1 protein-coding gene is annotated in these 19,482 nt (G+C 52.8%); it reads right to left on the bottom strand.

Annotated features, from left to right (window positions below; all coding sequences use genetic code 11):
* Window positions 1-66: 66 nt before the first annotated feature.
* A complete protein-coding gene (locus ACKWMY_RS02420; protein ID WP_409485829.1) occupies window positions 67-19,431 on the bottom strand; it encodes an amino acid adenylation domain-containing protein in 19,365 nt (6,454 codons plus the stop codon).
* Window positions 19,432-19,482 lie beyond the last annotated feature (51 nt).

Below are 19,482 nucleotides of genomic sequence, written 5' to 3'. Positions count from 1 at the left end.
TCTTTAACCCTTCACCGACAGCATGCTGGGCAGGTAATAGACCCCCTGCCCAGCGCCAAGAAAGAATTAGCGGATATGGCTAATCAACTCATCCTCCCTTTCTAGCAAGGTAAAGTGACTGGCTGCTATTTCAAACAGCTGTAGTTGGGCGATATTTTCAACACCAGTATCAATGTTGTTAAACCGATATTGCTGGTATTCCTCATTATCTATCTCCTCTGTCGCCTTAAACAGCACGATCTGCGTATGTTTTAACACGGCAGAAAGTGGCTGTGCATTCAACACCTTATCGCTTATGGCAACCGATTCGACATTATGTCTTAAATAATGTGGGATTTGTAACCGCTCCATCATAGAGTCCAGGTTAAAGGATGAATCATTACGCAGATAATGATCTTCGCTTAACAACCAGGTATCCAGCAGATAGACAGTGATCGCCTTAACCCCACGCGCTTCTAAATTGGCCGCGATCTCCAGTGCAATCTTCCCGCCCAACGACCAGCCTAATAAAGTGACCGGTTGGGTGATATCAAGCACGCGATCGATATGCTCCAGATAGAAACGTGCCAATTCATCAAGCCGCTCGACCTTCTGCTCGTGATAGAAGTTATATGAGTCAACCCCATAACAGCAGTAACGCTCACTCAACCTATTGGCCAAGGATTGGTAGACCGAACAGTTCCCCATCCCAGGGTGAACCATAAACATCTGTGGTTTTTGCGTTACCGTACTAAATGGCACTATCACCTCAAAGGACTTCCCCTGAGCCTGTGCAATGGCTTGCGATAACTCGCTTAGGGTGCGCGCATTGATAATATCAAGCAGACGTATTTTAACCCTCAGCACCTGGTTAATCCGGTTGTTCAGCCTCATCGCCAGGATGCTGTTGCCGCCCAACGCAAAGAAGTTATCCTCCATGCTGATTGCCTCAAAGGAAACTTGCAGCGTATCGGCGAGTAACTCACACAGCGTTTTTTCAACCTTGTTTTCCGGTGCCACGTAGGTCACGGAATGGGTTATTTGCGGCTCAGGTAACAACCTTCTGTTCAGCTTACCGTTGGAGGTCACCGGCAGCGCCATCAAATGAACAAATACGCCAGGTACCATATAATCTGGCAGGGTTTCCCGCAGATGAGCGCATAGCTTTTCGGTGGAAATTTCCTGCGCGGCAACATAATAAGCCACCAGATATTTATCGTTGCTGCCACGCTCACTGGCGATCACCACCGCATGATTCACGTCCGGATAGCTGGCCAGGCGCGTCTCGATTTCGCCCAGTTCAATACGGTAACCGCGCACTTTAACCTGGAAGTCATTACGGCCCAGATATTGGATATTGCCATCGGCTAAATAGCGTACCACGTCGCCGGTTTTATACATCCGGCCATTGTAACCCCGTCGCTTTTCCTTACTGCCCTGGAATGGATTACTCAGGAAAACCTTATCCGTCAATGATTTATTATTCACGTAACCTCTAGCAACACCGACGCCACCAATGAATAACTCGCCAATAGCCCCCGGTGGAATGGGTTGCATTTGTGCATTCAGCACGTAGGCGGAAGTATTGTCGATCGGCTTACCGATTAACACATCCTTGATGGAGCGTGCGTTACAGTCGTAGAACAGCACATCCACCGTCGCTTCCGTTGGGCCATAGAGATTGTGGATCTGGCAATGCGGCAGTAAGCGCTGGCATTTTCTGACTTCCCCCACGTTTAACGCCTCTCCGCTGCAAAACAGGTAGTTAAGGCTGCCCAGTTTTGCCTGCAACGCACTCTGCCCTTCCAGGGTTTCAAGGAATGCCGACAGCATTGAAGGAACGAAATGGAGCGTCGTGACCTGTTGCTGTTCAATCAGTTCTGCCAGATAAACATTATCTTTATAGGCCTCCTGCGAGGCAAAAACGGTACAGGCCCCGAACCAGTTAGCCCAGAAAAGCTCCCACACTGAAACATCGAAGGTGTAGTTGGTCTTTTGCAAGATACGATCCTGCGCAGTGATCGGATATTGCTTGTGCATCCAGACAATACGGTTGATCACGCTGTGATGCTCTAGCATGACGCCTTTAGGATTGCCCGTGGTCCCGCTGGTATAGATGATGTAAGCCAAATCGCTAGACCGCACCGATGAAGGCTGGTTTTCGCCTGGGTAGCGGGCAATATCAGCTGAGGTTTCCCGATCGGCGACATCAATAACGGTTCGGCCGGTTGCCGCTAGGGCAGCGGCTTTCTCATCGCCGGGGTGTGCCGTCAAGATGATATCAATACCGGCGTTGTCCAGCATGTAGCTCACCCGGTCATCCGGTGCCAACGGATCCAGTGGTACATAAGCGCCCCCAGCCTTGAGAATGGCCAGTATCGCGACCTGCATATGCTCAGAGCGGTTTAAACACAACGCCACCAGATCGCCAGTGCGGACAGCAAAGCGTTCTCTCAAGTAAACCGACAAGCGGTTAGCCCGTTCATTCAACTGCCGATAGGTCAGGCTCACGCCCTCAAACACCAGTGCGATATTCTCTGGGGTTCTTGCGACCTGTGCCTCGAACATTTCGTGGATCGTCATATCCCGTGGGTAGTCGCATTCGGTGCAGTTCCCCAGGCAGATGATTTGCTCGTATTGTGCCGTATCCAGGTACTGGAGCTCCGCAAGGGAACGCCCCTGGCTACACAGCGTACCCAGTTGGCGCAGGATATGCTGATAGGTCGCAATGTAGTTCCGCATCGTTTGCCCGTTGAACAGGGCCGTCGCATAGTTGAAGACGCCACCGATCGCCTCTTCACTGTCGTCCATCATTACGGTCAAATCGAACTTCGCTGCCCGATACGCCCCTTCTTGCGCGTCATACTGCTCAAACAGGCTTTCTCCTTCGGTACGTCCTGCTGCGCCAAACGATTGGAGACTGAACATCACCTGGAATATCGGGTGCCTTGAACTGTCCTTTTCCGTTTTCAGCACTTCCACCAGCTTTTCGAAAGGCAGATCCTGATGGGTATGCGCTTCACTGACCTGTTGGCCTGTTTCGCCAATAAATTCTCTGACCGTTTGGCTGACGTCTATCTGCCGTCTGAGGACCAGCGTATTGACGAACAGGCCCAGGGTGTCTTCCACCCCCGGGTAATGCCTGCCCGCTATCGGTGTCCCCAATACGATATCCTGCTGATTACTGTAAACCCCCAGCAGCAGGTAATAGCCGCTCAGCAGTACCGTATACAGGCTGACGTTCAACGAGGCAGCCAACGCCCGCAGCTCGGCACTGGTCGCCGCATCCAGCTGGAAGGTGATATCGTCGCCACGGTAATCCAATTGCAGTGGGCGCACATGGTCCGTCGGCAGGTTGAGTGGTTCATGGTCCGCCAGTTGCCCATGCCAGTAGGCCAGTTGCTTGTCCAGCGTGGCACCTTGCAGGTGTTGGCGCTGCCACAGCGCAAATTCCCGGTACTGCACCGGCGGGACCGGGAGTTCATGGCTGGCCTCTCCGGTGAACACGCGGTAATAGTGCAGCAACTCTTTTAACAGCAGATCCACCGACCAGCCGTCAAACGCGATATGGTGAATGACGATACTGAAATAGTGGTTCCCCGCCAGCGTATAACTGCTGGCTGCAATTGGGCACTCCTGCGCCAGATCAAATACCCGGTGCTGATGCTCATGCAGCCGCGCATGCAGCGCTTGCACGCTGTCGCATGTTTCGTGCGGTAGGCTCAGTGAGAATGTCTCGGCTGGCAGGATCCGTTGATACCCTTGCCCGTCGTCGTCACACAGGATCAGGGTGCGCAGCGCTTCATGACGCGCGATCACCTTCATCAAGGCCTGTGCCACTTTCTGCGGATCGGTACCGGCCTGCAGCTTGAGCGTCAGCGGGATGTTGTAGGCGTTGCTGCCTTCTTCATAACGGTCGATAAACCACAGGCGCTCCTGGGCAAACGACAGCCGCTGCTCCTCAGGCCGGGCGATCGACGGTGCCTGGATGATCTGGCTCCCCTGCGCGGTATTATCAATAAATGCCGCCAGCGCACGGATGGATCTCAGGCGGAACAGGTCAGAGACATGCACGCTTTTTTCTAACGCGCGGGTCAAACGGCCCACCAGCTTGATCGCCAGAATGCTGTTGCCCCCCAGGCGATAGAAGTCGTCCAGCACGCTGAGGCTGTCCTGCGGGAGGGCGAGCAGCTCGGCGAAGACCTCGGCCAGTTGCTGCTCGGTCGCCGTCGCTGGTGCCACCCGGTCTGCCTGCGCCTCAAACGTGGGGACCGGCAAGGCAGCACGATCAACCTTGCCGTTGACGGTCATCGGTAGCGACAGCAGGTGAATCAGGGCCGACGGCACCATATAGTCCGGCAGAACCTGTTGCAGATGAGCGCGCAGCGTCTCCTGTTCCAAGGGGGCCTGCGCGACGTAGTACGCCGTCAGATAGGTATGCCCCGCCGGATTCTCGCTCGCCAGGACCAGTGCCTGCTGGATGGCAGGATGCTCGATCAGCCGGGCTTCGATCTCCCCCGGCTCAATACGGAAGCCACGGATCTTGACCTGGAAGTCATTGCGGCCCAGGTATTCGATATTACCGTCTGGCAGGTAACGGCCCCGGTCCCCGGTTTTGTAAAGGCGGGCGTTTTCACCACGGCTACGTTCGGCATCGCTGCGGAACGGATTGGCAATAAACGCGTCCGCTGTCGCCTGCGGGTTATTCAGATAGCCGCGTCCAACGCCAGCACCACCGATATACAGCTCACCAATCGCACCTTGTGGGACGGGGCGCAGATGGCGATCCATCAGATAGACGCAAACGTTGTTGATCGCCTTGCCGATATTGGTATTGGTATCATTGGGTTGATAGATCCGCGCCGTCGCCCAAACGGTGGTTTCGCTAGGCCCGTAACCGTTGATCAAACGGACTCCGGCCTCACAGTAGCGGTCAATCATCGCCGCATCGATACACTCCCCACCAACGACCAGCGTGGACAGTTCCAGAAGTTCATTTTGTGCCAGTAACGCCGGAGGAATAAAGGCGAAATCGATAGCGTGATCCCTGATATAGGCAGAGAGCGCGATAAAGTCGAGACGTTGGTGTTCAGCCAGAATATGCAGGCAATGGCCATTCAACAAGGCACAGAAGACATCCAGCGCATGAGCATCGAAAACATATTCCGAGTACCACAACGTGTTTAGCCTGGCAGCCTGCTCATAGCCCGTAGGCATACCTAGCAGGTCTGACTGCCCTTGCGCCAGGTTGATTAACGAATGATGTTCAATCATCACCCCTTTTGGCCGGCCAGTGGTTCCGCTGGTAAAGATGATATAAGCCAAATCGTCTGGCTGCGTGCGTGACGGTACATTGCTGTCGTCGAGCTGCGCCAGCCTGTTGGCCAATTGCGGGTTATCAATATCCAGCAGAGGGAAACCACAGCCAGCGATGCGTGCATCATAATGCTGCTGCGTCAGGATCAACACCGGTTTAACGTCGTCAACCAGCAGACTCAAGCGCTCCAACGGTGCCTGAGGGCTAATCGGGACATAGGCCGCCCCGGCCTTGAGCACGGCCAGCATGGCAATGACCATATGGGTCGACTTATCAAAATAGAGGGCAATCGCGCTGTCAGGCTGTATCGCAAAGTTCGCCTGCAGGTAAGCCGCCAACTGGTTCACCCGCTGATTTAACTCGCGATACGTCAACCGAGTATCCTGATATACCAACGCCAAAGCATCCGGCGTTCTGGCGGCCTGCACTTCAAACATCTGACCGACCAGTTTATTTCGCTCCACGGCAACCTGAACCCGCGGCTGGTTTGCTACCAGCTGCGTATAGTCGTCCTTCGTCAGCAGCGATAACGCCTGGGGAGCCATGGCCGGGTCCGCGATCAACTGCTGTACGGTGAGCCGAATTCCCTGCAGCACGCCTTCAATGGCCGAACGGCTGAACAGCTCGCCCGCATAGTTGATCTTGAACTCAATCCGTCCATCCTGTTCGTACACCATGATGCCCAGCGGGTAATCCAGTTTTTCATCACTGTCCTCAAACTCGAGTTTGAACAGGCTCTCGCCGTTATCGGCAGGCACCGGATAGTTTTCAAACACGAATAGCGAGTTGAACAGACGTACCCCCACCTTTTGCAGTGTGATCAGGCTGATATTGCTGTAGCTATTGATGTCATTAATATGGGCCTGCAGGCGTTTGACATTGTCGATGATCGCCTCATCGGTATGTGCCAGAACGACAGGCAACGTATTGATATATAAACCAACAGAGCGCTCTATCTCCTCCACCGGCAGATTACGGCCAGACACAGTCATGCCCACAATCGTCACGTCCGCATGGCTATAAAGGCTGAGCTGTTGGTGCCAGCAATACTGCATCAGCGCATTCAACGTCACGCCATGCTGCCGCGAGAGCGCCTTCAGCCCGTGGTAAAGCTCACCGGCCAATGCGGTCGACACGCTCTGAGGGTCTTGTAAGTGTTTATATTCACTTAAATTGACGTGCTTCATCTCAGGCTTTAGCAGGCCGGTGAGATTCTCTTGCACTTCCAAGCCACCCAGATAGTTTTGCCAGAACTGCTCGGTTTCCTGGCTAACCGTCTGTAGCAATGCCTGCGCCTCCAGATAACTTTGATCTGCGGCTTGCTCCGGCGCGCTTCCCTGTTGCAGGGCCAGATAATTTTGGTGCACGTCGTTAAGCAAGATCGGCAGGCTCCAGCCGTCCAGAATCGCGTGATGGTTATTAAACAGACAAATGTAGTGTTCGGCCGCGCACTTAACGATATACAGCCGGAATAACCCGCTAGCAGACAAATCGAAATGGGTCTGCTGATCCTGCTTGATGAGTTCAGCCACGGTGCTTGCTCGTGCACGTTCGTCCTGCTCACTGATATCGATAAGCTGCCAACCAAAGGTGCCTTGCTTATCGACAATCTGCACAAACTCTTCCTGCCAGGAGAATCTTAGCCGCAGCGCCGGATATTTCGCCTGGCTGCATTGCCACGCCCGTTTTAACAGCTCGACATCCAACGCATTGCGATAGTGCCAGACCATTTGCGTACGATAGGCGTTGTCGACATCGCCTTGCAGTACGTAATGATAAATAAACCCTTGTTGCAGGCTGTTAGCCGGATAAATCGCCGCCACCTCTTCATCCTTCTGGAGGTGCGCTAACAATTCACCGGAGACCACGCCATTAACATCAGACTCGGTGAGATAAGAGCGAGATGACCGCTTAAGCTCGTCGATCAACTGGATTAACCGCTGGCGATAAGTCGTGGCGAACAGTTCGAGCTGTTCCGGGCTGAGATCACCCTCGACCAGGAACTGTAATTGGCCATTGAGCACACCGCCGTTCAGCGCTAAAAAGTCCGTTGTGCGGTTATTCGCTGATAATGCCGACCCCGTAGACTCCTGAACAAACGCCCACTCGCCATCCCGTTCATCACCATCAAACTGGCCAAGGTAGTTGAAGGTCACTGCCGGCAATGCCTGCGCATCATAGCCAACCAACACGCCATAGCCTAAGCCATGGTGAGGAGGGGTTCGCAGCCTGTCTTTAATCAGCGGTAAATTGCGTACAAGGTCACGATGCTCAATACGCAGATTGACCGGATACATGCAGGTAAACCAACCGACGGTATTGTTGATATCCACATCGTCAAACATCGCCTCTCTGCCATGCCCTTCCAGCAGGACATACTGGCTGTCACCGCCAACCACCTGCGACAATGCATCTGCCAGTACGGTCAGCAGAATATCGTTCACCTCGGTGTGATAAACATGATGAAGGTCTCGCAACAGACAACCGGTTTGCTGTTGCGACAGGCTTATCATCGTACGATTGAGCGTCCCCACGCGATGGGCGTCCAAACGCTGGTGCCAGGCGTCCAAATCCGTGGTCAGGTTCTCCCAGTAGTGCCTCTCATCCCTATGGTTGTTCACGGCAACGGCTGGGTAGTTTTGCAGCGAGTTGACCCATTGGCGGTAACTCGTGCCTTTCTGGCCCAGGATAGTTTGCGCATCAGCCGTCTCATCAAGGTTATCGCCTTGTGCTGCAAAGAACTGGTAAAGCGTGCGTAAGTCGTGGTTAATAATCCGCCAGCTGACCGCATCAATATTGAGATGGTGTACCGCTACATGGATACGCGCAGTCTCATCAGCGTAGCCTGCAATATAACCGATATGGAACAGTGGCCCTTCTGCCAGGCAAAAACGGTTCTGCCAGGCCGTCAACTGCGCATCGAGCTGAACGGCTGTGAAATCCTGTTGATTGATCGCATCAAATGGCAAGGTCGCTATCGTTTGACGGTAGTGGCCGACAGCGGCATCATTCGGGTAAACGGCACGCAAAATGTCATGATATTCAACCAGTTTAGCCACGCTCAAACGCAGTAACTCAACGTTTAACGTTGGCACTTTAACCATAAATGCCTGGTTCCAATGCCCAGCATCAGGCAATTTCCCCGACTCGACGGCCTGGAAGAACCAGCGCTGGATCGGCGCCAAGGGTAGCTCATCCGCCAGCATGCCCGCCTCTGACTGGATAACCGGCAAATTGTCCCCCTGACGTTGCAGCAGGTAAGTGCTCAATGCTTTGGCCGTTCTGTGGGCAAAGATGTCTTTCACCGTGAGATGGTGGCCAGATAACTTTTTGAGTTTATTCGCCAGTTGGATACTGCTGATACTGTCCCCGCCCAAGCGGAAGAAATCATCGGTGATCCCTACCGCATAATCCTTAAGCTGTAATACCTCCGCAAATACGCGGCAGATCAGCATTTCACTCTCGTTGGCTGGGGCCACGTAGTTCGCCTCATCCGTTAATATCGGCAGAGGTAAGGCTTTGCGATCCAACTTATTGTTCATGTTCATCGGCAATGCCGTTAAATGAACAAACGCCGTGGGGATCATATAGGCAGGCAAACGCTGTTGCAGATGCTCAGACAGCACATCTGCTGGCAATGCGTCTGGCGCAACATAATAGGCCACCAGGTACTTTTGCCCCGAGTCATGCTCCAGCGCCAGGACCACTACCTGTTCAATCTGTGGATATTGGGTCAGACAACTTTCGATTTCGGCCAATTCGATCCTGAAGCCACGGATCTTCACCTGGGCATCATTACGACCAATATAGTCAATCTTACCGTCGTTCAGGTAACGGACTAAATCGCCCGTTTTATACAGCCGATCGTGACGGCCTCGCGCTTTATCTTCATCACTTTGCAGTGGGTTGACGATAAACGCCTGATGAGTCGCCTCAGGGTTATTTAAATAACCACGGCCTACACAGTCACCACTGATATAGAGCTCACCCACGGCACCCTCAGGGAGCGGCCGTAGAGAACCGTCCAGAATATAAGCGTAAGCATTGCCTATCGGCCGGCCAATGATGGTATTGCTATCGCCCGTTTGGTAAACATTCCTGGTGACAAAGACCGTGGTTTCCGTTGGGCCATAGCAGTTAACTATTTTTACCCCCTGAGCGCTATAGCGCTCTATCACGCTGCTACTGGCCACCTCCCCTCCCAGGATTAGCGTGGAAAGCCCCAGTGTTTCATTGTTATTTAGCAGCGCAGGGGGCACAAAGCCGATATCAATGGCATGTTGTTTAATGTAGGCAGCAAGCGCACCGAAATTCAAACGTATCTCTTTAGACAAGACATGTAAGCAATGGCCGGTCAGCAACGGGCTGAACACATCCAGAACATGCGCATCAAAGGTATAATTTGAATAGAAAAGGTAACTTTTTGTCGGCTCTCCGACCTGGCAGATCTCAGTGCCAAAGATACTCCGCTGAGCCTCCACAAGATTGGCGACAGAATGATGCTCAATCATCACCCCTTTAGGAGTTCCCGTCGTCCCGCTGGTATAGATGACATAAATCAGATTGTCAGGTTTGGTTTGGGTTGCCACGTTAACCACCTGGTGACTGGCAGCCCGCGCTATCAACTCAGGATCGTCCACGCACAGCAGCGCCGTCTTCTGTGGATCAATCAGCTTGGCCAGCGCCTCTTGCGTGCCCAACTCCGTCAGAATAACGCGGGAATGAATATTTTCTATCGTCCAGAGCATTCTCTCTGCGGGCATATCGGGGCTAAGCGGTACATAGGCGGCACCGGCCTTCAACACCGCCAGGATACTCACGATCATGCGCTCCGATCTTTCCAGGCAAAGCCCGATCAGATCGTCCGGTTGTAAAACAAACTGCGCTCTCAAGTAAGCCGCCAACCGGTTGGCGCGTTCATTCAACTGCCGATAGGTCAGGCTCACGCCCTCAAACACCAGTGCGATATTCTCTGGGGTTCTTGCTACCTGCGCCTCGAACATTTCGTGGATCGTCATATCCCGTGGGTAGTCGCATTCGGTGCGGTTCCCCTGGCAGATGATTTGCTCGTATTGCGTCGTATCCAGGTACTGAAGCTCCGCAAGGGAACGCCCCTGGCTGCACAGCGAACCCAGTTGGCGCAGGATATGCTGATAGGTCGCAATGTAGTTCTGCATCGTTTGCCCGTTGAACAGGGCCGTCGCATAGTTGAAGACGCCACCGATCGCCTCTTCACTGTCGTCCAGCATCACGGTCAAATCGAACTTCGCCGCCCGATACGCCCCTTCTTGCGCGTCATACTGCTCAAACAGGCTTTCTCCTTCGGTACGTCCTGCTGCCCCAAACGATTGGAGACTGAACATCACCTGGAATATCGGGTGCCTTGAACTGTCTTTTTCCGTTTTCAGCACTTCAACCAGCTTTTCGAAAGGCAGATCCTGATGGGTATGCGCTTCACTGACCTGTTGGCCCGTTTCGCCAATAAATTCTCTGACCGTTTGGCTGACGTCTATCTGCCTTCTCAGGACCAGCGTATTGACGAACAGGCCCAGGGTGTCTTCCACCCCCGGGTAATGCCTGCCCGCTATCGGTGTCCCCAACACGATATCCTGCTGGTTACTGTAAACCCCCAGCAGCAGGTAATAGCCGCTCAGCAGTACCGTGTACAGGCTGACGTTCAACGAGGCGGCCAACGCCCGCAGCTCGGTACTGGTCGCCACATCCAGCTGGAAGGTGATATCGTCGCCACAGTAATCCAATTGCAGTGGGCGCACATGGTCCGTCGGCAGGTTGAGCGGCTCATGGTCCGCCAGTTGCCCATGCCAGTAGGCCAGTTGCTTGTCCAGTGTGGCACCTTGCAGGTGTTGGCGCTGCCACAGCGCAAATTCCCGGTACTGCACCGGCGGAGCCGGGAGTTCATGGCTGGCCTCTCCGGTGAACACGCGGTAATAGTGCAGCAACTCTTTTAACAGCAGATCTACCGACCAGCCGTCAAACGCGATGTGGTGAATGACGATGCTGAAGTAGTGGCTCCCCGCCAGCGTATAACTGCTGGCTGCAATTGGGCACTCCTGCGCCAGGTCAAATACCCGGTGCTGATGCTCATGCAGTCGCGCATGCAGCGCTTGCACGCTGTCGCATGTTTCGTGCGGTAGGGTCAGTGAGAATGTCTCTGCTGGCAGAATATGTTGATACCCCTGCCCGTCGTCATCACACAGGATCAGGGTGCGCAGCACTTCGTGCCGGTCAACCACCTTCATCAGGGCCTGTGCCACTTTCTGCGGATCGGTACCGGCCTGCAGTTTGAGCGTAAGCGGGACGTTGTAGGCGTTGCTGCCTTCTTCATAACGGTCGATAAACCACAGGCGCTCCTGGGCAAACGACAGCCGCTGTTCCTCAGGCCGGGCGATCGACGGTGCCAGGATGATCTGGCTACCCTGCGCGGTATTATCAATAAATGCCGCCAGCGCACGGATGGATCTCAAGCGGAACAGGTCAGAGACATGCACGCTTTTTTCTAACACGCGGGTCAAACGGCCCACCAGTTTGATCGCCAGGATACTGTTGCCCCCCAGGCGATAGAAGTCGTCCAGCACGCTGAGGCTGTCCTGCGGGAGGGCGAGCAGCTCGGCGAAGACCTCGGCCAGTTGCTGCTCGGTCGCCGTCTCTGGTGCTACCCGATCTGCCTGCGCCTCAAACGTCGGGACCGGCAAGGCGGCACGATCAACCTTGCCGTTGACGGTCATCGGTAGCGACAGCAGGTGAACCAGGGCAGACGGCACCATGTAGTCCGGCAGAACCTGTTGCAGATGGGCGTGCAACTCATCTTGCTCCAAGGGATCCTGTGCAACGTAGTATGCCGTCAGATGGGTATGCCCCGCCGGATTCTCGCTCGCCAGGACCAGTGCCTGCTGGATGGCAGGATGGTCGATCAGCCGGGCTTCGATCTCCCCCAGCTCAATACGGAAGCCACGGATCTTGACCTGGAAGTCATTACGGCCCAGATATTCGATGTTACCGTCCGGCAGGTAACGGCCTTGATCCCCGGTTTTATAAAGGCGGGCATTTTCACCACGGCTGCGTTCGGCGTCACTGCGGAACGGATTTGCAATAAACGCATCCGCTGTCGCCTGCGGATTGTTCAGATAGCCGCGCCCAACGCCAGCGCCACCGATATACAGCTCACCAATCGCGCCCTGTGGGACGGGGCGCAACTGTTCATCGAGTATATACAGCTGGGTATTACTGATTGGCTGACCGATGGGAACGGTGTAATCAAACCCCTGCGACGCCGTATTGGTCAAATAGGCCGTGGCGTAGGTTGTCGTTTCCGTCGGCCCGTAAACATGCACCAACTTGACCTGCGGATAAAGCGCTCTAAAACGATTAACATGGTTAACGGACACCTGCTCACCACCGAACAGCAGGTAGTTCAACTGCTGCAAACCAGGCAGTTCAGCATCCACCAACGTATTAAAGAAGGCGGTCGTGGCAAAGAAATTGCTGATCTGACGATCGACAATAAGCTGAGAGAGACGGTCTAAGTCCAGGATATTTGGCTTATCGGCAATCACCAATGCGGCGCCATTTAACAACGCCCCAAAGATGTCATAAATGGAGGCATCAAACTGATAGCCTGAAATACCAAGAATGCGATCCTGTTCACCGATCTCAACATAATTGGGATTAATCACCAGCCGGTTCACACAGCGTTGCTCTATCAACGTCCCTTTAGGATATCCCGTCGTGCCACTGGTATAAATGACATACGCCAGATCGTGGGGGCCGGTATTGCTGCATGGGTTATCTGTTGCACTGCGCGCCAAACGCGCGGTGGTTTCCGGTGCGTCAAGAGGGATAAGCATGGCGCCGGGTGCCATCTGGTCTAGCCTTTGCAAAGCCTGCCGTTGGCAAAGCACCGCTTTTACCTTGGCATCCGCAATAATATAGCCATTGCGCTCATCGGGGGAATCCGGATCCATCGGCACATAGGCCGCGCCCGCTTTCAGTATGGCCAGAATGCCAATGACCAACTGCTCACTGCGCTCAAGATAGAGACCCACGAGATCGTTGGCGCGTAGCTGGCAACATTGCTGTAAATAGTGCGCAAGCCGGTTCGCCTGTTGATTTAACTGTGCGTACGTTAACACCACGTCGTTAAATTCTACGGCGATGTTGTCTGGTGAGGCGGCCACGCGAGCTTCAAACAGTGCGGCGAGGGTTTTATCATGCTCGTAGGGCCTGCGGGTATCATTCCACTGGTGGATCATCGTTTGATACTGCGCCGCCTGCAGATAACGCAACTCGGTTTGAGACTGAGAGGCACCCTGAACAATATTTTCTACCAGCGTCCTCATCGTGTTCAGCAGTTGTTCGATCAGCACGTCATCAAACAGTTCACCGGCATAATGCAGGCTCAACGCCAGATGTTGCTGTTCCAACACGGTCACCACCAACGGATAATCTTGCTTCTCGTTAGCACTGCCGAAACGTAGCCGTAAATCGCTATCGATGTCCCCACTGGGCATCGGATAGTTTTCAAAGACGAACAAAGAGTTAAACAGGCGTTTACCTGCCGGTTGTAGCTCAGCCAGATTGACATGGCTGCGAGTGTTCGCCTCGTTAATCGCGTCCTGCAGGTTTTGAATAGCCGTGCGGATCGACACAGAAGCCTGATGATCGACGATCAGCGGCAGTGTGTTGATCAATAATCCTACCGTTTGATCCACGCCATCCACGGGCAGGTTACGGCCTGAAACCACCGTGCCAACGATGCTGGCCGCATTGCCAGAATAAATACTGAGCACTTTGTGCCAGCAATATTGCAATAGCGCATTCAGGGTTATCGCGTTCTCGGCGGTGAACAATTTCAGCTGTTGGTAACAAGGTTCATCAAACATCAACTGCTGTGTTTTCGGCGTTTTAATGTGCTTATATTCATTTAACTGAACGTGCTTCGCCTGCCCGCACAGCAAGATATTTAAATCTTCGGGTTCATCCTGTAGTGCCAGATAGTCCCGCCAATACGGTAAATGCTCGCTTTTGTTCGACTGTATATAGCGCTGAACCTGGTGGAAACCGTGGTCACCTTCCTGCTTCAACGTTTCACCACGCAACAATGCCAGATAGAATTTATGCACCGCTTCAATCAGTAGCGGGTTACTCCAGCCATCCATGATGGCGTGGTGGCAGCTGAAAATGCAACGGTAACGTTCATCCGCATTTTTGACCACATAGACACGGAAGATCCCGCTGATCGACAAATCGTAAGGCCGTGCTCGATCCTGGGCAGATAAATCAGAGAAGAAAGCTTGCTGTTGGTGCTCGTTTTTTCCACTGAGATCAAAGAAATGCCAGTTCAGTGCAGCATGGGCATCAACAATCTGCACCAACTCTTCATCCCAATTAAACCGCAGGCGGAGCGTTGGATAATGCTGCTGAGCATGTAACCATGCCTGCTTCAGACAGGCGATATCGAGCGCATTGTCATAGTCCCAGAACATCTGGGTATGGTAGGCATCGTCGACTTCACCCTGCGATAGCGCGTGGTAAATAAAGCCTTCCTGCAAACTATTGGCCAGATACACCGACTCCAGCTCGGTATCACGCTGCAGAGCGTCAAGTGTTGCTTGAGGTATTACCCCGTCAATATCTCGCGCGGTCAGATAAGTGCGGCTTTCCGCCAGCAAGCGCTCAATAACGCCTGCAATCGCCCCCTGGTAACGGCTCGCCAGGTGTTGCAATACTTCGTCTGCCAGGTAACCGGAGAGGCGTATTCTCAGTTCCCCCCCAACTACACCACAGTTGACGCTGAGCAGATGCGCTTCACCATTCTGATGCGCAACGGTTTGTCCGCTGTTTGTAGGGCTGAAGCACCATCCCTCCTGCTGCACCTCATCAAAGCGCCCTAAATAGTTAAAGCTAACCGGTGGCAGCAGGTCGGCGTCATACCCCATCAACGGCGCAAATCCAACGCCCCGGCGCGGGATCCCGCCAACGGTCTCTTTGACGGTCACGATCCGTTGACGCCAGTCCCCCTCGCTACTCAAGCGGACCGGGTACATTGTTGTCAGCCAGCCTACCGTACGGTTGATATCAACGCTGGTATCGAGCGCTTCCCGGCCATGGCCTTCCAACGTCAGATACTGGGTATGCAGCCCGGTAAACTCTTTGAGGATCTCAACAAAGCTCGCTAACAGAAGATCGTTGACCTGGGTATTGAACACATGATGCACCCCGCCCAACAGATGCTGCGTTAAGGTTTTGTTTAACGATAGCTCGCGCTGGCTCAAGGATGGCGAGGTGAAAAGCGGCGCTATCCGTTGGCGATAGTCACCAAGACCGCCAATCACAGTACGCCAATAAAGCGTTTCCTCATTGGCTCCCTGATGGTTGGCATAATCCTGTATCTGGGCAGCCCACTGACGATAACTGGTGGGCTTCTCACCTAAAATCTCAACGGGATCGCTAATACCCGCCGCGTTTCCTGCCAGCGCGCGATAAATCCTCTCCAGATCCTGTTTGATGATATGCCAACTTACCGCATCCATAATCAGGTGATGGAAAGCAAAATGTAGCTTCGCCCGCGGCGCATTTTCACTGTTTATATAGCCAATATGGCACAGCTTACCGCCGAAGATATCAAACTCACTTTGCCACCGATCAAAGAGCGCGATTTGTTGCTCGGCACCCACGGGTTCATCAATAACCGACAGCGGTATTTCGCCGACGTCTGATTGGTAGTGCTGGCTGTAACCACCATCACTGTCATGCGCAAAGACCAGTCTCAGGGCATCATGATAGGCAAATAACAACGCCAGGCTCTTGTTGAGTATGCCAATATCCAACTGGGGAACATCCAGCACAAAGGATTGGTTCCAGTGCTGGTAAGCGGCAAAAGTCCCCTGATCGACACGATCGAAGAACCACTGCTGGATCGGCAGCAACTGCGCAGGGCCGCTCAACATCCCCGACTCGGAGAGATGTTTGATGTGATGTTCATCGGCATCCAGCACGATATTCCGGGCAAGTAAACGCACGGTTTTACAGTCAAAAATATCTTTGACGCTGGCCGCCCCTTTTAGCCTTTGACGGATCATTCTCACCATCTGAATAGCGCTGATACTGTCGCCGCCCAGCTTAAAGAAATCGTCATTAACGCCGACATGACCCGGCGCCTGGCCTAATATCTCACCATAGATCTGGCATAGCGCCATTTCCATCTCATCGGCAGGAGCGACATAGTCATCCTGCCCGCTCAGATCTGGCAGCGGTAACGCCTTACGGTTTAATTTACCGTTAACCGTCATCGGGAACGCCGTTAAATGAACATAGGCCATCGGGATCATATAGTCAGGCAAAGCATCCGCCAGGTGCCCAATGATCTGCTCTTTGCCCAAGGCAACATCCGCAACATAGTAGGCAACTAACGACAGTGCTCCCGTCGGGAGCCTATGTGCAATGACCGCCGATTGGATAATCTGCGGAATTTGCACCAGTTGCATTTCAATTTCGCTTAATTCAATTCTGAAACCGCGGATCTTCAGCTGGGAGTCTCGCCTGCCGACATACTCAATGTGACCGTCGGCCAAGCGGCGGACAAGATCGCCGGTTTTATACAGCCGTGCCGCTTCATTGCGCTGCTTTTGCTCGTCGCTCTGGAAGGGATTGGCGATAAAGGCACGCTCGGTCTGCTGCGTATCATTCAGATAACCCCGGGCCAGGCCAACGCCACTGATATAAAGCTCACCGATCACACCGACGGGGACAGGTGCCAGGTGTTCATCTAAAACATGCACATCAAGATTCAGTAGCGGCAGGCCGATATTGAGGTTGCCATCGCCATTTTCGTAATAGTGCAACGTCGCACAGACACTGCTTTCCGTCGGGCCATAGGCGTTGATAACCGTTGTTCCCTGCGCACGATAACGTTGCATAATCTCACGATTACAAGGTTCACCAGCAACAACCAGAGTAGAGAGCGCTAAAAGGGAGTTTTTATCCAATAATGCCGGGGGAATAGTGGCAATATCAATGCGAGCATCGGCAATATATTCCGCTAACGCGTCAAAATCCTTGCGCTTATTTTCCGGCAAAATATGTATCACATGGCCATTGGCAATCGCCGTAAAGAGCTCAGAGACATGGGCATCAAAAACATAGGCGGCATACCAAAGACATTGCTTTATCGACTCCTCGTCAGGTGCCAAGCCAAACGCTTCGCCCTGAACCAGCGCCAGATTGATTAATCCCGCGTGTTCAATCATCACGCCTTTTGGCTTACCTGTCGTGCCGCTGGTATAAATAATATAGGCTAACTGGTGCAAATTTATGGCGATATCAAGGTTCTCTGACTGCTGCTGAGCAACCAGGTCGCGCTGAAACTGCGGGTTATCAACGGCAATAATCGGCACCTGTGGCAACTCTGCAATCTGATTCAAATAGCTCACGCTGGCGCTATCGCCCAAGATGGCTTTCGCTTGCGTGTCCTGCAGAATAAAACTTAGCCTGTTCCCGGCCTCGCCAGGGTTAAGCGGAACATACGCTGCCCCCGTTTTGAGTATGGCAAGAATACATACGGGCATTGCTGCCGACTTTTCAAGGCACAGGGCGACGAAATCGCCGCTCTTGATCCGCAGTTCACACCTTAGGTAATCAGCCAGACGGTTGGCCTGTTGATTAAGCTGTTGATAGGACAGTGTTTGATTGTCATAGACAACGGCGTTGCGGGCTGGGTAAGTCGCGGCCATACGCTCAAATTGTTCGACAATCGAATGTTGAGGGACTTTAGCCCCAGCGCATACATGCTGGGTGTGGCGTGGCGGCTGCGCAATCAGCGTGATGGTCTTTATTGGCGTGTCTACTTCACCTGCAAGCAGCTTATCAAGCGTATTAATAAACAGATCTTTATACAGATCGATAAAATTCTCAACCAAAGAGGCATCAAGGACGTTGCGATCAAACCTGACGCGATAGTTGATACCACTCGCTAACACCTCCTGTTCAAACAACAGTTCATTCACCAGGTCAATATGGAAGTCGTGATTGGCCGACTCATCCACGATGCCACTAAAATGGGTATGATGATCACGCAGGAAAGTTTGGGCAAAAGCGACATCCAGTACACCGGTGGCCTCACCACAAGCCAGGATCTCATGGACAGGTAAATATTTGGCTTTTGTCTGCTTTAATGCTTTGTAATAACGATGAACACTGGCAATAACGCTACGGATAGTCGCATCATCCGCAAAGCGATAATCGATAGCCAAGGTATTGATATGCGCGCCATACAACAGCTCCTTACCTTCAGAGATCGCCACCGGGTAAGCGAGCGCAACGGCTTTTTGCCCTGACATTTTGTGTAACAGCAGTGCCATGACCATTTGCCCAAACAGGTAAGTGGTCAACTTATACTTGCGCAGTAACAGCTTTACGCGTCGGCTGATATCTTCATCAAAACCAAACAGTAACTCGCTGATCTGACGCCGGGTTGCAACGGTTGTAAGCTGGCGGCCTGTTTGTAAAAAGCGTAAATCAACGCCTTCAAGATCGCCCAGACGCTCGCGCCAGAACTCACGCATTTGCTCGCCTTTTTCTTGCAGAAGCGTGGCGAAATTATGGCAAAGCTGCTGGTGCATAGCCCCTTGATCTTGCAGCGATGGCACCTGATAGTCGATGCCATTATAGCGTTTACGCCATTTGTCCCAGATCTCTTCGGTACTGATGCCATCGACAACAATATGATGAAAAATAAACAATGTACGGTATCGTTCTTCCCCAAGAGAAATCAAATGTATCCGTACCAGCGGATCATTTCTTAAGTCAAAGGGTGCAGAGACTAACGCATAAATTTCTTCATCGGTTAACGGGGTGTCGTGATAGGTGACTAAATTGAAAAAGGGCTCTCTCGGTATCCAAAAGGCTCCATCAGGCCCGTCATCAATGTTATGACGGGTAATAAAATGCTCGTTAAGCAGCTGTTCAAAACTATCGTTATACTTTTTTTTGTCTATTTCGCCGACAATAGTATTGTCGATCACCATATTGTAATCACTGCGATCGGGATCTTGTAGCCACTCATAATAAAAAATTGTCTGATAGGGGGTGAGCGTTATTTTTTCCATATTATTCGCCATGATTATTTTACTCCTTGAGATATTTTATTTATAAATATTTTGGCTGGCTTG

Source organism: Serratia sp. J2, from assembly GCF_046269175.1.
Classification (GTDB): Bacteria; Pseudomonadota; Gammaproteobacteria; order Enterobacterales; family Enterobacteriaceae; genus Chania; species Chania fonticola_C.
This window is presented reverse-complemented; position numbering and strand designations above follow the sequence as displayed.